At 73.1% G+C, this 13,857-nt stretch carries 12 protein-coding genes, 1 tRNA gene and 1 riboswitch; of the genes, 5 read left to right on the top strand and 8 right to left on the bottom strand.

Annotated elements, in window-relative coordinates; genetic code table 11:
- Position 1: 1 nt before the first annotated feature.
- The 4 genes from TR49_RS26920 to TR49_RS26905 are packed head-to-tail and all read right to left on the bottom strand — an operon-like array spanning position 2 to position 3,973.
- Entirely contained in the window at positions 2 to 286 is a 285-nt protein-coding gene (locus TR49_RS26920) for an acyl carrier protein (protein WP_042386375.1), read from the bottom strand.
- Positions 283 to 1,584: a type III PLP-dependent enzyme gene (locus tag TR49_RS26915; protein WP_042386373.1), complete on the bottom strand. Its 1,302-nt coding sequence runs from the start codon at positions 1,582 to 1,584 to the stop codon at positions 283 to 285. Before TR49_RS26915 ends, TR49_RS26920 begins: the two co-directional genes overlap by 4 nt.
- Entirely contained in the window at positions 1,581 to 2,987 is a 1,407-nt protein-coding gene (locus tag TR49_RS26910; RefSeq protein WP_042386371.1) for a preATP grasp domain-containing protein, read from the bottom strand. The genes TR49_RS26915 and TR49_RS26910 overlap by 4 nt, the downstream gene beginning before the upstream one ends.
- A 53-nt stretch (positions 2,988 to 3,040) precedes the next feature.
- The gene (locus tag TR49_RS26905) at positions 3,041 to 3,973 is read right to left on the bottom strand and encodes a 3-oxoacyl-[acyl-carrier-protein] synthase III C-terminal domain-containing protein (protein WP_042386370.1); all 933 of its coding nucleotides are present in this window, start codon (positions 3,971 to 3,973) and stop codon (positions 3,041 to 3,043) included.
- Positions 3,974 to 4,066: 93 nt separating this feature from the next.
- Between TR49_RS26905 and TR49_RS26900 the strand changes: the two genes are divergently transcribed.
- The 3 genes from TR49_RS26900 (at position 4,067) to TR49_RS26890 (ending at position 6,559) form a co-directional block, all read left to right on the top strand.
- On the top strand, positions 4,067 to 4,525 hold the full coding sequence (locus TR49_RS26900) for a MaoC family dehydratase (RefSeq protein WP_236653548.1): 459 nt from the start codon (positions 4,067 to 4,069) through the stop codon (positions 4,523 to 4,525).
- Positions 4,526 to 4,637: 112 nt separating this feature from the next.
- Positions 4,638 to 5,951, top strand: coding sequence for a sensor histidine kinase (locus TR49_RS26895; RefSeq protein WP_152627474.1), 1,314 nt, complete (start codon positions 4,638 to 4,640; stop codon positions 5,949 to 5,951).
- On the top strand, positions 5,915 to 6,559 hold the full coding sequence (locus tag TR49_RS26890; RefSeq protein WP_042386364.1) for a LuxR C-terminal-related transcriptional regulator: 645 nt from the start codon (positions 5,915 to 5,917) through the stop codon (positions 6,557 to 6,559). Before TR49_RS26895 ends, TR49_RS26890 begins: the two co-directional genes overlap by 37 nt.
- 100 nt (positions 6,560 to 6,659) lie before the next feature.
- Here TR49_RS26890 and TR49_RS26885 read toward each other — a convergent pair.
- Both TR49_RS26885 and TR49_RS26880 read right to left on the bottom strand, forming a co-directional pair.
- A tRNA-Arg gene (locus tag TR49_RS26885) sits at positions 6,660 to 6,732 on the bottom strand.
- Positions 6,733 to 6,814: 82 nt separating this feature from the next.
- Positions 6,815 to 9,694 (bottom strand): AfsR/SARP family transcriptional regulator, encoded by a 2,880-nt coding sequence (locus TR49_RS26880; RefSeq protein ID WP_160311639.1) that lies wholly within the window; start codon positions 9,692 to 9,694, stop codon positions 6,815 to 6,817.
- Positions 9,695 to 10,025: 331 nt separating this feature from the next.
- Here TR49_RS26880 and TR49_RS26875 point away from each other — a divergent pair, with 331 nt between their 5' ends.
- Positions 10,026 to 11,243, top strand: coding sequence for a globin domain-containing protein (locus TR49_RS26875; RefSeq protein ID WP_042386362.1), 1,218 nt, complete (start codon positions 10,026 to 10,028; stop codon positions 11,241 to 11,243).
- A gap of 9 nt (positions 11,244 to 11,252) precedes the next feature.
- On the opposite strand, the gene TR49_RS26870 is transcribed toward TR49_RS26875, so the two are convergent.
- A complete protein-coding gene (locus TR49_RS26870; RefSeq protein ID WP_042386361.1) occupies positions 11,253 to 11,726 on the bottom strand; it encodes an RrF2 family transcriptional regulator in 474 nt (157 codons plus the stop codon).
- 159 nt (positions 11,727 to 11,885) lie between these two features.
- On the opposite strand from TR49_RS26870, the gene TR49_RS26865 reads away from it, so the two are divergent.
- Positions 11,886 to 12,194 carry a GNAT family N-acetyltransferase gene (locus tag TR49_RS26865; protein WP_042386359.1) on the top strand — a complete coding sequence of 103 codons (309 nt, stop codon included), beginning with the start codon at positions 11,886 to 11,888 and terminating at the stop codon, positions 12,192 to 12,194.
- A gap of 38 nt (positions 12,195 to 12,232) precedes the next feature.
- Here TR49_RS26865 and TR49_RS46595 read toward each other — a convergent pair whose 3' ends face one another.
- Positions 12,233 to 13,432: a transglycosylase family protein gene (locus tag TR49_RS46595; protein ID WP_063770180.1), complete on the bottom strand. Its 1,200-nt coding sequence runs from the start codon at positions 13,430 to 13,432 to the stop codon at positions 12,233 to 12,235.
- 4 nt (positions 13,433 to 13,436) lie between these two features.
- Positions 13,437 to 13,584, bottom strand: a riboswitch (cyclic di-AMP (ydaO/yuaA leader).
- Positions 13,585 to 13,857 lie beyond the last annotated feature (273 nt).

Genomic DNA, 13,857 nt, shown 5'->3' with positions numbered 1-13,857 from the left:
GCTAGGAGCCCGCCTCGCTCGCGACGTACGCCACCAGCGAGCCGACCGTCGCGAAGTCCCCCATGTCGAGGCCCTCGACGTCGAACTGCACGTCGAGTTCGTCCTCGATCACGATGAGCATCTCCAGGGCGCTGCTGGAGTCCAGGCCCAGGTCGTCGAAGAGCCGGACCTCCTCGGTGAGCTCCGAGGTGTCCCGGTTGAGCACCTGTGCCAGGGCCTCACGTACCGCGGCCAGGTAGACGGCCCGCTCCCCCGTGGTGGACACGGTCGTGATGTCGTCGGTCATCGGTTCCTCTCTCGGTTCGGACCCGCGGCGCCCGCGGGCAGGTGGAGACGCTGGCGCGCGAGCATCGACTCGACGTCGTCGCGTTCCCGGATCAGATGCGGCGCCCCGCCGACCATCAGCACCTCGGCCGGATAGCCGTGGCTGAGGAAGTGCACGGGCGACGCGGTGGGGCCGTACGCGCCGGACCGCAGGACGCCCAGCAGGTCGCCGGGGCGCAGCTCGGGCAGCGCCACCTTCTTGCCCACCAGGTCGTTGGGCGTGCACAGCGGTCCGGTGATGTTCCAGTGCTCGATCGAAGGCTCGTCGAGCCGTTGCAGCGCCACGATGGGGAAGTTGCGCTTGACGAAGGAGCCGATGCCGACGGCCGCCATGTGGTGGTTGGTGCCGCCGTCGGCGACCGCGAAGCGCTCGCCCATGGACGTCTTGGTGTAGCGGACGCGCACCACGTAGGTGCCGGAGACCGCGACGAGGTAGCGGCCCAGCTCCATGACCAGCCTGGTGCCGGGGTGCCGGTCGTGGAAGCCGGCGATCAGCGGGTTCACCAGTTCGGCCAGCGCGGCCGGGTCGGGGTCCTTCTCTCCGTCGAAGTAGGCGACGCCCAGGCCTCCCCCGATGTCCACCAGCTCCAGCGGGAAGTCGAGCTGCTCCGCCAGCCTTTCGGCCAGGTCCAGAATGCGGCCGGTGTTCTCCGCGACCGCGGCGGGCTCCAGGATGCGGGTGCCCAGGTAGACCTGCACCCCGTGCACCCGGACGGCCCGGCAGCGCGCGAGGGTGTCCCGGGCGGCGGCGAGCTGCTCCTCGTCGGTGCCGAACTGCCGCGGCTTGCCGCCCATGGTCAGCCCCGAGCCCTTGACGGTGAAGGCGGGGTTGACGCGCAGCACGACCGGCGCCAGGACGTCGCGCGCGGCGGCCAGTTCGTCGATCAGCTCCAGCTCGCCCAGGGACTCGCAGACGATCGCGGCGATGCCCTCGTCCAGACAGGCGGCGATCTCCGTGCGGCTCTTTCCCGGGCCCAGGAAGAGGATGTCGCGGGGCTCGACCCCGGCGCGGCGCGCCGTGACCAGCTCGGTCAGCGAGGACACCTCGGCACGGGCGCCCGCGGCGTGGAGCAGGGCGCAGACGGAGATGTTCGGGTTGGCCTTGAGGGAGTAGAAGACCTCCAGGGCCGGATGCAGCAGCGAGCGGAGCTCCTGGAAGCGAGCGGTGATCTCGTCGCCGTCGTAGAGGTACAGCGGGGTGCCGAACTCCTCGGCCAGGGCGGTGACGCCCACGCCCTGCACAGTGAACTCCCGGCTCATTCCGCGCTCCCTTCGAGCTGTGTGTGGGCCGCCTCCAGTGCGGCCAGTCGCCCCGCGACCTCGGCGTCGAGGCGGGCGGTCGCGGCGTCGTCGGCGGCGACCACGACGCCGTAGAGGCGTCCCTCGAACGGTCCTTCGCCCCCGGTCGCGGCGGCGGCGTTCACCGTCGCGAAGTTGTTGACGAGCAGCCCGGTGCCGCCCCGCTCCGCCAGCAGCAGCCCGGACAGCGCGTCCCGGAGCTCGGCGAAGCGCAGCGGGCGGGCCGTCCGCACCGGGTAGTGGCGGGCCACCGCGACGGCGTCCGGCCCCATCAGCCCCTCGTTCAGGACGGCCTGGTACGTCGACATGTTGTGGCGCGCGTTGATCTCGACGACGGGATAGAGGCCGCCGTCCGGGTCGACCATGGCGTCGACGCCGACCACCCCGAACCAGCCGTCGCCGGCCAGCTTGCCGCCGAGAAGCGCCGCCGCCTCCCGTACCGCGCGGTCCTGCGCCGCGGTGAGCCTGGCCGGCATCCGGTGGCCCTTGTGCACCCCGCGCTCGGTCAACGCCTCCTTGACGAAGTCGAACCGCACCGAGCCGTCCCTCGCCACCGTGAACTGGTAGTTGAGGTCGGTGCTCTTGTCGACCCACTCCTCCACCACCAGCGCGAGCCGGTCGCTGCCGGCCCGCCCGGCCTGCCCGACCGCCATGCGCGCCAACCGCTCCAGCCGCCGCACGTTGTCGATCACGACGATGCCCTTGCCGGACACGCCGTAGGCGTCCTTGACCGCGACCCGGCTGCCGCCGGCCAGCGGTCCGCGCGCCCACTCGACCGCCTCCGCAAGCTGCGCCGTCGTCTCACAGGTACGGCCCGGCGCCTGACGCAGCGACAGCTCGTCTGCCAGCAGCCGGCTGTAGATCTTGCTGTTGACGTGCTTGCACAGGGCCGCCGCCGGGGCGGCGAGACGGAGCCCGGTGCGGGCCGCGAACTCCTCCTCGGCCAGGGAGACGCCGTGCGCGACGACCTGGACCCCGAGCGGGGCGAGGTCGCGGCGCAGCGCGTCCAGCAGTCCGGGGTCGTCCAGGGCGTCCTCGGTCACGGTGCGCAGCGGGTCCTGACGAGCCGGCACATGCACGGTGGGGGTCGGGATGCCGAGCTCCCGCAGCTGGTCGAGGTAGTCGGGGTCGGGGGCGGCCTTGAGCACGACGTGGTCGTCCGCGCCGCCGAGCAGCAGCGCGAACTCGTCCATCCGGTTCACGACCGCGCTCCCGGCGTGCGAGCCGACCCGCGGCAGCGCGGGCTCGCCCTCGGCCCAGCTGTTCTCGACCTCGAAGTTGCCGAGGAACAGCAGCGGTGTCACAGGGGAGCCGGTGACGGCCCGTCCCAGTCGGGCACGGAAGCCGCTTTCGGTCTCGTCCAAGGCTCGACCTCGCCTTTCGTACGTGAGTGGTGGGCCTGTCGGTGGTGGAGCGGTCAGTGCTGGAGGACCATGGCGGCGAAGGTGGCCCCCAGGCCGACGCTGGTCATCAGGTAGCGGTCGCCGGGGGTCAACCGCCGGTCCGCCACGGCCTGCTGGAGGTTGATGAACGGGTCGGCGCAGAAGCAGTGCCCGGTCCGGGGCACGAGATCGAGGTAGATCCGATCCAGCGGCAGACCGAGCTGTTTGCACACGGCGACCCACGACAGCCGGTTGACGTTGTGCGGCAGCACCAGCGCGACGTCGTCCGGACCGCATCCGGCCTCGTCCAGCGCGGCGTGGATCACCTCGCCCAGCGCCACCGGGTACACCGCCCGGAAGTCGGCGGCGACCGTCTCGTCGTCCATCAGGAAGGCGTCGTGGAAACGGCTGTGCGTGTCGGCCGCGTAGCCCAGCATGCGGTCACGGGTGCCGGCGGCGCTCACCAGCACTGCGGCGGCTCCCTCTCCCATCACGGTGACACCGGGGATCGACTGCGACTGCCTGGTGCCCACCTTCTCCCCGGCCAGCACCAGGGCGAGGGCGTCCGGATCGCCGTCCGCCGCCAGCAGCGTCCCGGCCATGTCGAGGGCGAGCAGGCCGGAGGCGCAGGCGTGCTGCGACACCACGACGCCGGTCGCGTGCCGCAGCCCCAGCTCGGACAGCAGCGTGGCGATCGACGTGCGGGGGTACGGCAGCGGGGACGGCATGGTGCGGGCCTGCAGCACGTAGCGGACGTCCTGCTCCCGTCCGGGCAGCTCCCCCAGCGCCGCCACGGCCTGGCGCAGCAGGTCCGCCTCACCGCTCCCCGGCTCCCGGCAGATCTCGGCCAGCCCGTAGAACCGCTCGTACTGGCGCAACTGGAGGTCGGTCAGACCGATGTCGTGTTGCAGCCGGTCGAGGGGGACCGTGTCGGGGCGGTGGCTGGCGACCGCCGATATCGCCGTCATGGGACCACCGTCTAACGACCTGCTGACGCCGCGCTGACTCCGCGCTGACCGTCGCCCCTCGGCCCTTGCCACCCTCTCGGGCCGCGCCCCAGGATGTGCGCCGTGAAGGCATTCGACGACGTCGAGCAGTTCGTCCGCGCCGAGGGACAGCTCCTGGGCCACAGCCACTGGATCACGGTCACCCAGGAGCAGGTCGACCGGTACGGCGCCCTCGTGGGCGACGAGCAGTGGATCCACACCGACCCCGCGCGCGCCGCGGACGGCCCCTACGGCGGGACCGTCGTGCACGGCTACCTGACCCTGAGCCTGCTGACCGCCATGACGCAGGGCATCTTCACCATCGGCGGGACGCAGCACCTCCTCAACGTCGGCCTGGACTCCGTGCGCTTCAGCCGGCCGATACCGGTCGGCCGCCGGATCCGGGCCTCGGCCACGCTGCGGCGCGCCCGGCGGCTGCCGACCGGTCTCCTGTTCGGGCTGCGGATGGAGGTCGAGGTGGAGGACGCGCCAGGCGTCGCGTGTGTGGCCGACACACTGTCAATGGCTGTCTGATCGACGAAGAGTGGATTTTCCTCCCCTGCCACCCCGCGCATCCGCTTCGATAATGGACGGGACAACGAAGCGTCACCACCCGTCGGCAGAGCGGGAGACCAGGGGGCTGAGGATGGACACAACACGAGGGGTCGCGACTGCGGCCAGGCCCTGGTCGACGCGACCGACCTGGGCCGAGGTCCACACCGCCCTGCGCCGTTCGCTGGTGCTGTTCGGGCTGTCCCTCCGGGCACTCGCGCTGGGCCTCTGGTTGAGCGTGGTCTACACCTTCCTGCCCACCGGGCTGAGCGTGCCGCTGCTGCCGGGCAGCCAGCGGGCCGTACGGCGGCTCGTCGACCGGCAGCGGAAGCTCGCCGCGCAGTGGTCCGGTGTCTCCGTGCCCGCGCGCTACCCCCCGCTGCCCGACAGCGGGCAAGGCCCGGAGCTGCACGCGCTGCTCGCCCGTCGGCACAACCAGGTGTGGCGGGACTGGCGGTTCGTGGTGATCGACCCGCTGGCCGGCGGCGTGATCGCCTTCGTGCCCACGGCACTGCTGCTCAGCAGCGTGTGGGGGCTGGTGACGGCGTTCTTCGGAGGTCAGCTGTCCCACGCCTGGGGCAACATCTGGTACATGTTCATCCCGGTCAGCGGCCCCTTCACCGCGGTGCTCGCCGGGTTGCTCGCCGTCGCCGTGGCGCTGGTAGCCCTGTGGGACGCGCCGCACACCGCGCCGCGTCACGCCCGCTACCTGCTCCGCGTCCTCGCACCCAGCGCGGACGAGGCGATGGCCGAGCGCATCGAGCACCTGACCACCACCCGGTCCGACGCCGTCGACACGCAGATGGCGGAGATCCGCCGGATCGAACGGGACCTGCACGACGGCGCCCAGGCCCGGCTGGTCGCGATGGGCATGACGCTCGGCGCGGCGGAGCGGCTGCTGAAGTCCGACCCCGACAAGGTGCCGGCCCTGCTCGCCGAGGCGCGGGCGTCCTCCTCCAAGGCCCTGGACGAGCTGCGCGACCTGGTCCGCGGCATCCACCCGCCGGTGCTCGCCGACCGTGGCCTGGGCGACGCGATCCGCTCGCTCGCACACCTCTGCCCGCTGTCCACCGAGGTCACCATCGACCTGCCGGGCCGCCCCGAACCGCCGGTCGAGTCGGCCGCCTACTTCGCCGTCTCCGAGATCCTCACCAACGCCGCCAAGCACTCGGGCGCCGCCCGCGCCTGGATCGACGTGCGCTACGTCGGCGGCATGCTGCGCATCGACGTCACCGACGACGGACGCGGTGGCGCGGACCCCAGCCGCGGCACCGGCCTGCAGGGGGTGGAGCGGCGACTGGCGACCTTCGACGGCGTGCTGGCCGTCAGCAGCCCGCCGGCGGGACCGACCCTGATCACCATGGAGCTGCCGTGCGCGTTGTCCTCGCCGAAGACCACTTCCTCCTGAGGGACGGGCTGGAACGGCTGCTCACCGCCTACGGACACGAGGTGGTCGAGTCGGTCGACAACGGGCCCATGCTGCTGCGGGCCCTGACCGAGCAGGAGCCGGACGTCGCGGTGGTGGACGTCCGGCTGCCGCCCGACTTCAGCGACGAGGGGCTGCGCGCGGCCGTGGAGGCCCGCACCCGGGTGCCGGGCCTCCCCGTGCTGCTGCTGTCGCAGTTCGTCGAACCGCTCTACGCCCACGAACTGCTGGCGACCGGCACCGAGGGCGTGGGCTACCTGCTGAAGAACCGCGTCTCCAACGGCGACCAGTTCACCGACGACCTGGAACGGGTGGCCGCGGGCGGCACGGCGATGGACCCGGAGGTGGTCCAGCAGCTGCTGGTCCGCAGGAGCCGCGACGAGCGGCTCGCCGGGCTCTCCGCCCGCGAACGGGAAGTCCTGGGGTGCCTGGCCCAGGGCCGCTCCAACGCCGGCATCGCCGCCGACCTGTTCGTCACGGAGAAGGCCGTCGCCAAGCACATCGGCAACATCTTCGCCAAGCTCGACCTGCCGCCCTCGGACAGCGACAACCGCCGTGTCCTCGCCGTCCTCGCCTACCTCGACCGCTGATCTGCACATCCGCGCGAGGCCGCCCTGCCGTTCCGGCGCGCGAGTGGCACGAAGGCCCCCGAACCGATCACGGTCCGGGGCCTTCGGCTGTTCAGCGCTGTGCCCCATGCAGGATTCGAACCTGCGACACCGGCTTTAGGAGAGCCGTGCTCTATCCCCTGAGCTAATGAGGCCTGCAACCCCTGACAGCGTAGCGGATCACCGGGGCGGGCGGACGCGGAGTGGACGCGCGGTGGGCGCAGCGTGGACGCGGGGTCAGTGGCGGGCGCCGAGGTCGGCGAGTTTGGCTTCGACGGTGGGGGCGAGGGGGTTGTCGCGGTCGCGGAGGGCGGTGAGGGCCTCGGTCCAGGCGGCGCGGGCGGCGTCCGGGCGGCCGGCCGTGGCGTGGAGGTCGCCGAGGCGGTCGAGGGTGGCGGCCTGGCCGTCGAGGTCACGGAGTTCCGCGCGGAGGGCGGCGGACTGGCGGAAGGCGAGGGCGGCCTCCTCGGTGCGGCCGAGGCGCAGGCGGGTCTGGCCGAGGCTGTCCAGCAGGCCCGCCTCGACGTAGGGGATCGGCTCCGGGGACGCCTGCAGGACGGCGAGGGCGGCGTCGTAGCACTCGGCCGCCTCCGCGTATCGCTCCAGGGCGTGGAAGGCGTAGCCGCGGTTGTTGAGGGTCGCCGCGAGCAGGCCCGGCTTCTCGGCCATGCGGCCGTCGGCCACGGCGAGGCCGTGCCAGTGGGCGGCCTCCTCGTAGCGTCCCCGGTGGTGCATGACCAGGCCGACGTGGGCCATCGTCGTGGTCTGGGCGTTGCGGTCGCCCGAGAGCTCCGCCTGTTCCAGGGCCTCGCGGGCGCGGCGCTCGGCCAGCACCAGATCGCCCATGCCGATGTAGGAGATGCTGATGCCGAGCAGCATCCAGGCCTGCCCGCGGCGGTCGCCGAGGCGGCGGGCGCTGGCCAGGCCGATCAGGTTGACCGAGCGGATGGACCGCCAGTTGCCGCTCTGCACCGCGAAGATGTGCATCGCGGAAGCCAGTCGCCAGGTGACCGGCGTCGGCTCGCCCTGGGCGCTCAGCAGCACCGCCTCGGTCAGGTTGGCGCGTTCGTCCTGGTACCAGGCGAGCGACGAGCCGCGGTCGGTGAAGCCGGGCAGCCCGCCCGGGCAGGGCCGGCTCTCCTGCGCGCACAGCAGCGTGTGCTCGCGGTGGAGCAGGTTGGACGCGTGGTCGGTGGCGTGCGCGTACCACGCGGCCAGGCGCTCCGCCGCCTGAGCGCACTCCGCCTCGAAGGACTCGCGCGCGCACTCCTGCGCGTAGACGCGGACCAGGTCGTGGAAGGTGTACCGCTCGGCGCTGCCGGACTCGCCGCGGCGCGCCTCGAGCAGGTGGGTGCGCGCGAGCGCCTCCAGCAGGCGGCGTGCCTCGGCGAGCGGCGCCTGCAGCATGGCCGCCGCCGACTCGGGCGTGAAGTCCGGGCCGCTCCAGGCGCTCATGACGGCGAAGGCGCGGGCTGCGGCCGGCTCCAGCGCGTCGTAGCCGACCGCGAAGCAGCCGCGGACGGCGCGGTCCTCGACGTGGAGCTCGTCCAGGCGGCGGTCCTGGCCGCGCAGCCGGGCCGCGAGGGTGGCGACCTTCCAGCCCGGCTGGCAGGCGAGGCGGCTGGCGGCGATCCGGATCGCCAGCGGCAGTCCCGCGCACAGCCGCAGCACCTCGGCGACGGCCTCCGGCTCCGCCTCGACGGACGCGGCGTCGACGATCCGGCCGAAGAGGCGCGCGGCCTCGTCCTCGGGCAGCACCCCGACGGGGAAGCGGCGCGCGCCGTCCAGCCCGGGCAGGGTGCTGCGGCTGGTGACCAGCACGGCGCAGCCGCCGGAGGCGGGCAGCAGCGGGCGGACCTGGGCGGCGTCGCGGGCATTGTCGAGCAGCAGCAGGATCCGGCGTCCGGCCAGCGTGGTCTGGTAGAGCGACTCGCGCTCCTCGACGTCCTCGGGGATGCGCCGCTGCGGAACGCCGAGGCCGCGCAGGAAGCGGGCCAGGACCTCGCCCGGTTCGGCCGGGGTGCCGCCGAAGCCGCGCAGGTCCGCCTGGAGCTGCCCGTCGGGGAACCGCTCCACGGCCTGGTGGGCGACGTGCAGCGCGAGGGAGGTCTTGCCGGCGCCTCCTGGCCCGGCGAGCACGGCGACCGTGGCCGCGCCGCCGCTCTCGTCCCGGTCGGCCAGTGCCTCGCGCAGCCGCGCGACCAGCACCTGGCGTCCGGTGAAGTCCCGCAGCCCGGGCCGGAGCTGACGCGGGACGACCGGCTCGGCGGGCGCGGCGGTGGTCGGAGCCGCGGCTGCCCTGGCTGGCGTGCCGGCGTTGCCCGCCCCGGACGCCGCGTCGAGCTGCCCGCCCGGCGGCGGAGCCGCCAGCGTCGGATCGGCGACGAGGATCCCCTGGTGGGTGCGCTGCAGCGCCGGGGCCGGGTCGACGCCGAGCTCCTCCGCCAGCCGGGACCGGACCTGGTGGTAGACCTCCAGAGCCTCGCCGCGGCGGCCGCTGCGGTACAGGGCCAGCAGGCGCAGCTCCGCGACGCGCTCGTCCAGCGGCTGCCCGGCGTGCAGCGCGGCCAGCTCCCCGACGACCTCCTGGTGACGGCCGAGGGCCAGCTCAGCCTCCAGGCACTGCTTGTGCACGGCCACACGGAGCGCGTCGAGCCGTTCGGCCTCCGCCCGGAGCACGGCGCCGGTGAGACCGGCGAGGGCGGGGCCGCGCCAGCAGGCGAGGGCGCGGCGCAGCGCCGCGACGGCGTCCCCGGGGGTGGCGCTGGCCTCGCGCCGGGCCTCCTCGAAGGCGAGGAGGTCGAGCTGTCGCGCCGTCAGCCGGAGCTGGTAGCCGCCCTGCCGGGTCACGACGAGGCCGGGGGCGCCCGCGTCGGCGAGGGCGCGACGCAGACCGGAGACGGCGTCCTGCACCTGGCGGACGGCGGTGGCCGGTCCGCCGTCGTCCCACATGACGTCGACCAGGCGGTCCATCGGGACGGTCCGGCCCGGCTCGAGCAGCAGCGCCGCGAGCACCTTGGCGACGCGGGGCCCGCCGAGCGCGACCTCGCGGCCGTCGACCTCCGCACTCAGCGGCCCGAGGACTCCCATCCCGACGTCCGCCTGTCGTGTGCCCACCGCTCCCCGCTGCTCCCCGCGCGTTCCCGGCCTGTTCTCGGCCGGGACATGACGTGTTGACCAGGACGAACCTAGGACGGATCTAGGACCGGTGTCCATATCGTCAGGACTGCCGGTCCGAGCCGGGTGGCACGGGGGGATCACCCAGCTCGGGCCGTCTGCCTTTTCGGCAGCCCCGCGTCCTCCGCGAACGAGACCACCCTCACACCCCCGGCTCCCGCCCCCCGCTTAAATATGCATCTGCGGTGCATGTTAGCTTGAGGTCGGTCGGCTCGGGACGTCATCGGGACGCCCGCCGACCGAGCACGACACCAGGCACCAGGAGTCACCCATGCTCTCCGCGAAGTCGACCCCCGTCGTCCGCGCCACCCTGCCCGCCGTGGGCGCGGCCATCGGCGAGATCACCGAGCTCTTCTACGCGAAGCTGTTCGAAGCCCACCCGGACCTGCTGCGGAACCTGTTCAACCGCGGCAACCAGGCCGCCGGCACCCAGCGCCAGGCGCTGGCCGGCTCGATCGCCGCCTTCGCGACCCACCTGCTGGAGCACCCCGACTCCCGGCCGGACGCCATGCTCCGCCGCATCGCCCACAAGCACGCCTCCCTGGGGGTCGCGCCCGCCCAGTACGAGGTCGTCCACCAGCACCTGTTCGCCGCCATCCTCGAGGTGCTCGGCGACGCGGTGACCCCGGAGGTCGCCGCCGCCTGGGACGAGGTCTACTGGCTGATGGCAGGCGCGCTGATCGCCGTCGAGGAGCGCCTCTACGCCGAACAGGGCTGCCTGCCCGGCGGCAGCTGGGGCGAGTGGGAGGTCGTCGACCGCACCGAGGAGACCGCCGACGTCGCCTCCTTCCTGCTCCGCCCGCTCGGCGACGGCGTTCGGCCGCTGCCGTTCCGCGCCGGACAGTACGTCTCGGTCCAGGTCGAACTGGCCGACGGCGCCCGCCAGATACGCCAGTACAGCCTGGTCGGCGCCACCGACTCCGCCGTGCGCCGGATCAGCGTCAAGCGCGAGCGCGCCGACGGGACCACCCCGGCGGGCGAGGTCTCCAGCCACCTGCACGACCACGTCGAGGTCGGCGACACGCTCCGCGTCTCCGCGCCCTTCGGCGACCTCGTGCTGGACGATCCGGAGCGGGCGGGCGACCTCGCGGACCGCCCGATGCTGCTCGCCTCCGCCGGCGTCGGCGTCACGCCGATGCTGTCGCTGCTGCACGAGCTGGAGATCCGCGGCCACCAGCAGCCCGTCCTGGTCGTGCACGGCGACCGCTCCCCCGCCGACCACGCGCTGCGCGAGGAGCAGACCGCCCTCGCGGGCAAGCTCGCGCAGGGCGAGACCCTCTTCTTCTACGAGCGCGACGCCGAGGCCGCCGACCGCACCGGCCGCACGGACCTGGACGGCGTCGAGGTCCCCACCGGGACCGTCGCCTACCTGTGCGGCCCGCTGCCCTTCATGCGCGCGGTGCGCGGCCAGCTGCTCGCCAAGGGCGTCGCCGCGAGCGACATCCACTACGAGGTCTTCGGCCCCGACCTGTGGTTGGGCAAGCAGTAACGCCCGCCCTCACTCCCCGTCGCCGGGCCGCCTGCTGATCGCCAGCAGCAGCGGCCCGGTCGGCGCTGCGACCACGTCCTCCAGCAGGACCTGGTCCAGCGAGGCGTAGAACGCCTCCTGCGCCTGCCGCAGCGCGCCGCGCAGTCGGCAGGCCGCGTTGAGCGGGCAGGACTCGTCGTCGCCGACGCAGTCGGCCAGATCGCCGGAGCCCTCGAAGGTGCGCACCACCGCGCCCACCGAGGCCGCCCGCCCGGCGACCGTCAGCTCCAGCCCGCCGCCGCGGCCGCGTCTGGCCTCCACCAGACCGAGGTGCTGCAGCCGGGCGACCACCTTCGCCATGTGGGTGTAGGCCGCCCCGAGCGCCTCCGCCACCTCCCGCGTGGTCGGCGCGGCGCCGGACCCCAGCGGTCCGTCCCCGGCCGAGCGCACCGCGAGCCGCATCAGCAGCCGCAGGGCGAGATCGGTGGACTTCATCAGGTGCATGCCCCGAGCCTACGATGCGCCGTCGCCCGACCCAAGAAAATCGGCATCCGGGATACTTCTTCGGAGTGGCTCCGGGTCGGCGGGCGTGTCCGTTCGCCCGCGCACCGCCCGAATGGTCGAGACTGCAAGACGAGGCAGACCGAGGAGGAGGCGGCGAGGATGAGCACGAGTGAGGCGGAGGTCACGGTCGCGGACGCGCCGCAGGCCCACCGGTTCGAGGCGCGGATCGAGGGCGAGCTGGTCGGCTTCGCCTCCTACGTACGGGACGACGACCGCGTCGTCTACCAGCACACCGTGGTCGGCCCCGCCTACGAGGGCCTCGGCATCGGCGGGCTGCTGGCGAGGACGGCCGTGGAGGACGGCATCCGCCGGGGCGTCACCGTCGAGGTGACCTGCCCGTTCATCAAGGACTGGCTGACACGACACCCGGAGTACCAGGACAGGGTGTCCGGCACTCCGGGTGCGTGAGGAGAGAACTACCGCAGATATCCGCAGATCGCGGTGGGTCAGCCGATGCGGCCGGCGAAGTCCGGGGTGTAGTTGGAGATGGTCTCCCACTTGACGCCCGAGCTCGGGTTGGCGGCCTCGACGAAGCGGCCGTTGCCTACGTAGATCGCGACGTGGTAGACGCCGCCGGCGCTCCCGTCGTTGGACCAGAACAGCAGGTCGCCGGGCTGGGCCTGGGAGACCGGGATGATCGTGGTGGTCGACGCCTGGTCGGCGGCGGTGCGCGGCAGGTTGACGCCGGCCTGGGCGTAGGCGGCCTGGACCAGGCCGGAGCAGTCCCAGGAGTTCGGGCCGGTGCCACCGTAGACGTAGGCGTCGCCCACGTGCGCCTCGGCGAACGCGATCGCCGACGCCGCGGCGGCGGAGGTGCCCTGCGGGATCGAGGTGGTCGCGGAGGCCGTGGTCGCCGTGGTCGTGGTCGCCGAGCTGCTGCTCGCGCCGGTCGACGCGGACGACTGCTTGGCGGAGGAGTCCGAGCTGGTGTGGCCCCACGAGGAGGCGTGGCCGCCCAGGACGAGCTTCTCGCCCGGGTAGATCCAGTCCGGACCCTTCGTCAGCTCGGCCTTGTTCAGCTGGTAGAGGCGCTGCCAGCCACCGGAGACGTGCTTCTTCTGCGCGATGGTGGACAGCCAGTCGCCCGGCTTCACCGTGTAGCTGCCGTGGGCGGACTCGGAGCCGTCCTCGTGGCGGGCGGAGGAGCTGCCGGAGGCCGCGGTGCCGCTCGACGGGGCCGACGCGGTGGAGGAGGCGGAGCTCGAGGAGCCGGCGGAGCTCGACGAACCGGAGGTGCCGAGGACCGGGGCGGGACCGCCCTGGGTCAGACCGGCCTGCGGGCCGCAGACGGGCCAGGCGCTCGGGCCCTGGCTGGCCAGGACCTTCTCGGCGACGGTGATCTGCTGGTCCTTGGTGGCCAGGTCGGCGCGGGCGGCGTACTGCTGGCCGCCGTAGGCGTCCCAGGTGGACTGGTCGAACTGCAGGCCACCGTAGTAGCCGTTGCCGGTGTTGATGGACCAGTTGCCGGTGGACTCGCACTGGGCGACGGCGTCCCAGGTGGAGACGCTGGCGGCGTGTGCGCCGGTCGCGGTGACCAGCGGGAGGGCTATGCCGGCGCCGGTCAGACCGGCGGTGGCGACGAGGCGCTTGGAGACGATGCGGGCGGAGCTGGGCGCGCGGTGGCGACCCGTGCTGCTGAACAGCATGAGGTGGTCCTCTCCCACGCCTGCGAGGTGAGCTGTCGGGTTCGGGCCGGAGTAGCCCGGCCGTGCTGAGGCACGGCTTCACCCCTAGCCGCGGTCTGCGTTCCGCGGCGACTTACCTGGGTCCCCCGCTCCTGCCGTGGCGTTCGTCCGGATGACGACTGACGTTCCCCGGCGGCAGGACTCGGCGTTCCGGAGATGTCAGTTCCGCTTAAGTGCGGCTGGGCGTGACCGTAGGCAGATCGGCCGGTAAACCTCAAGCCAGCACCCGGGCTTTGAGAGGTCCGTCACGCCGCGCCGAGAGGATTCATAGAGCCCCTTCGCCCAATTGCCCGATTTGCCCCAGTGGTTTGTCAGCCTTCCCTGGCCTATGTCCGGTTGATACACCTTCGGCCTGACGTAAAAGCGCGCCCGTCCCGGATGGGACG

Source organism: Streptacidiphilus melanogenes, assembly GCF_000787835.1.
Lineage (GTDB): Bacteria > Actinomycetota > Actinomycetes > Streptomycetales > Streptomycetaceae > Streptacidiphilus > Streptacidiphilus melanogenes.
This window is presented reverse-complemented; position numbering and strand designations above follow the sequence as displayed.

What these genes read in the sequence shown, in the direction of transcription:
- TR49_RS26920 (WP_042386375.1), bottom strand. Translation starts at nt 286, where the DNA reads ATGACCGACGACATCACGACCGTGTCCACCACGGGGGAGCGGGCCGTC.
- TR49_RS26915 (WP_042386373.1), bottom strand. Translation starts at nt 1,584, where the DNA reads ATGAGCCGGGAGTTCACTGTGCAGGGCGTGGGCGTCACCGCCCTGGCC.
- TR49_RS26905 (WP_042386370.1), bottom strand. Translation starts at nt 3,973, where the DNA reads ATGACGGCGATATCGGCGGTCGCCAGCCACCGCCCCGACACGGTCCCC.
- TR49_RS26900 (WP_236653548.1), top strand. Translation starts at nt 4,067, where the DNA reads ATGTGCGCCGTGAAGGCATTCGACGACGTCGAGCAGTTCGTCCGCGCC.
- TR49_RS26895 (WP_152627474.1), top strand. Translation starts at nt 4,638, where the DNA reads ATGGACACAACACGAGGGGTCGCGACTGCGGCCAGGCCCTGGTCGACG.
- TR49_RS26875 (WP_042386362.1), top strand. Translation starts at nt 10,026, where the DNA reads ATGCTCTCCGCGAAGTCGACCCCCGTCGTCCGCGCCACCCTGCCCGCC.
- TR49_RS26870 (WP_042386361.1), bottom strand. Translation starts at nt 11,726, where the DNA reads ATGCACCTGATGAAGTCCACCGATCTCGCCCTGCGGCTGCTGATGCGG.
- TR49_RS26865 (WP_042386359.1), top strand. Translation starts at nt 11,886, where the DNA reads ATGAGCACGAGTGAGGCGGAGGTCACGGTCGCGGACGCGCCGCAGGCC.
- TR49_RS46595 (WP_063770180.1), bottom strand. Translation starts at nt 13,432, where the DNA reads ATGCTGTTCAGCAGCACGGGTCGCCACCGCGCGCCCAGCTCCGCCCGC.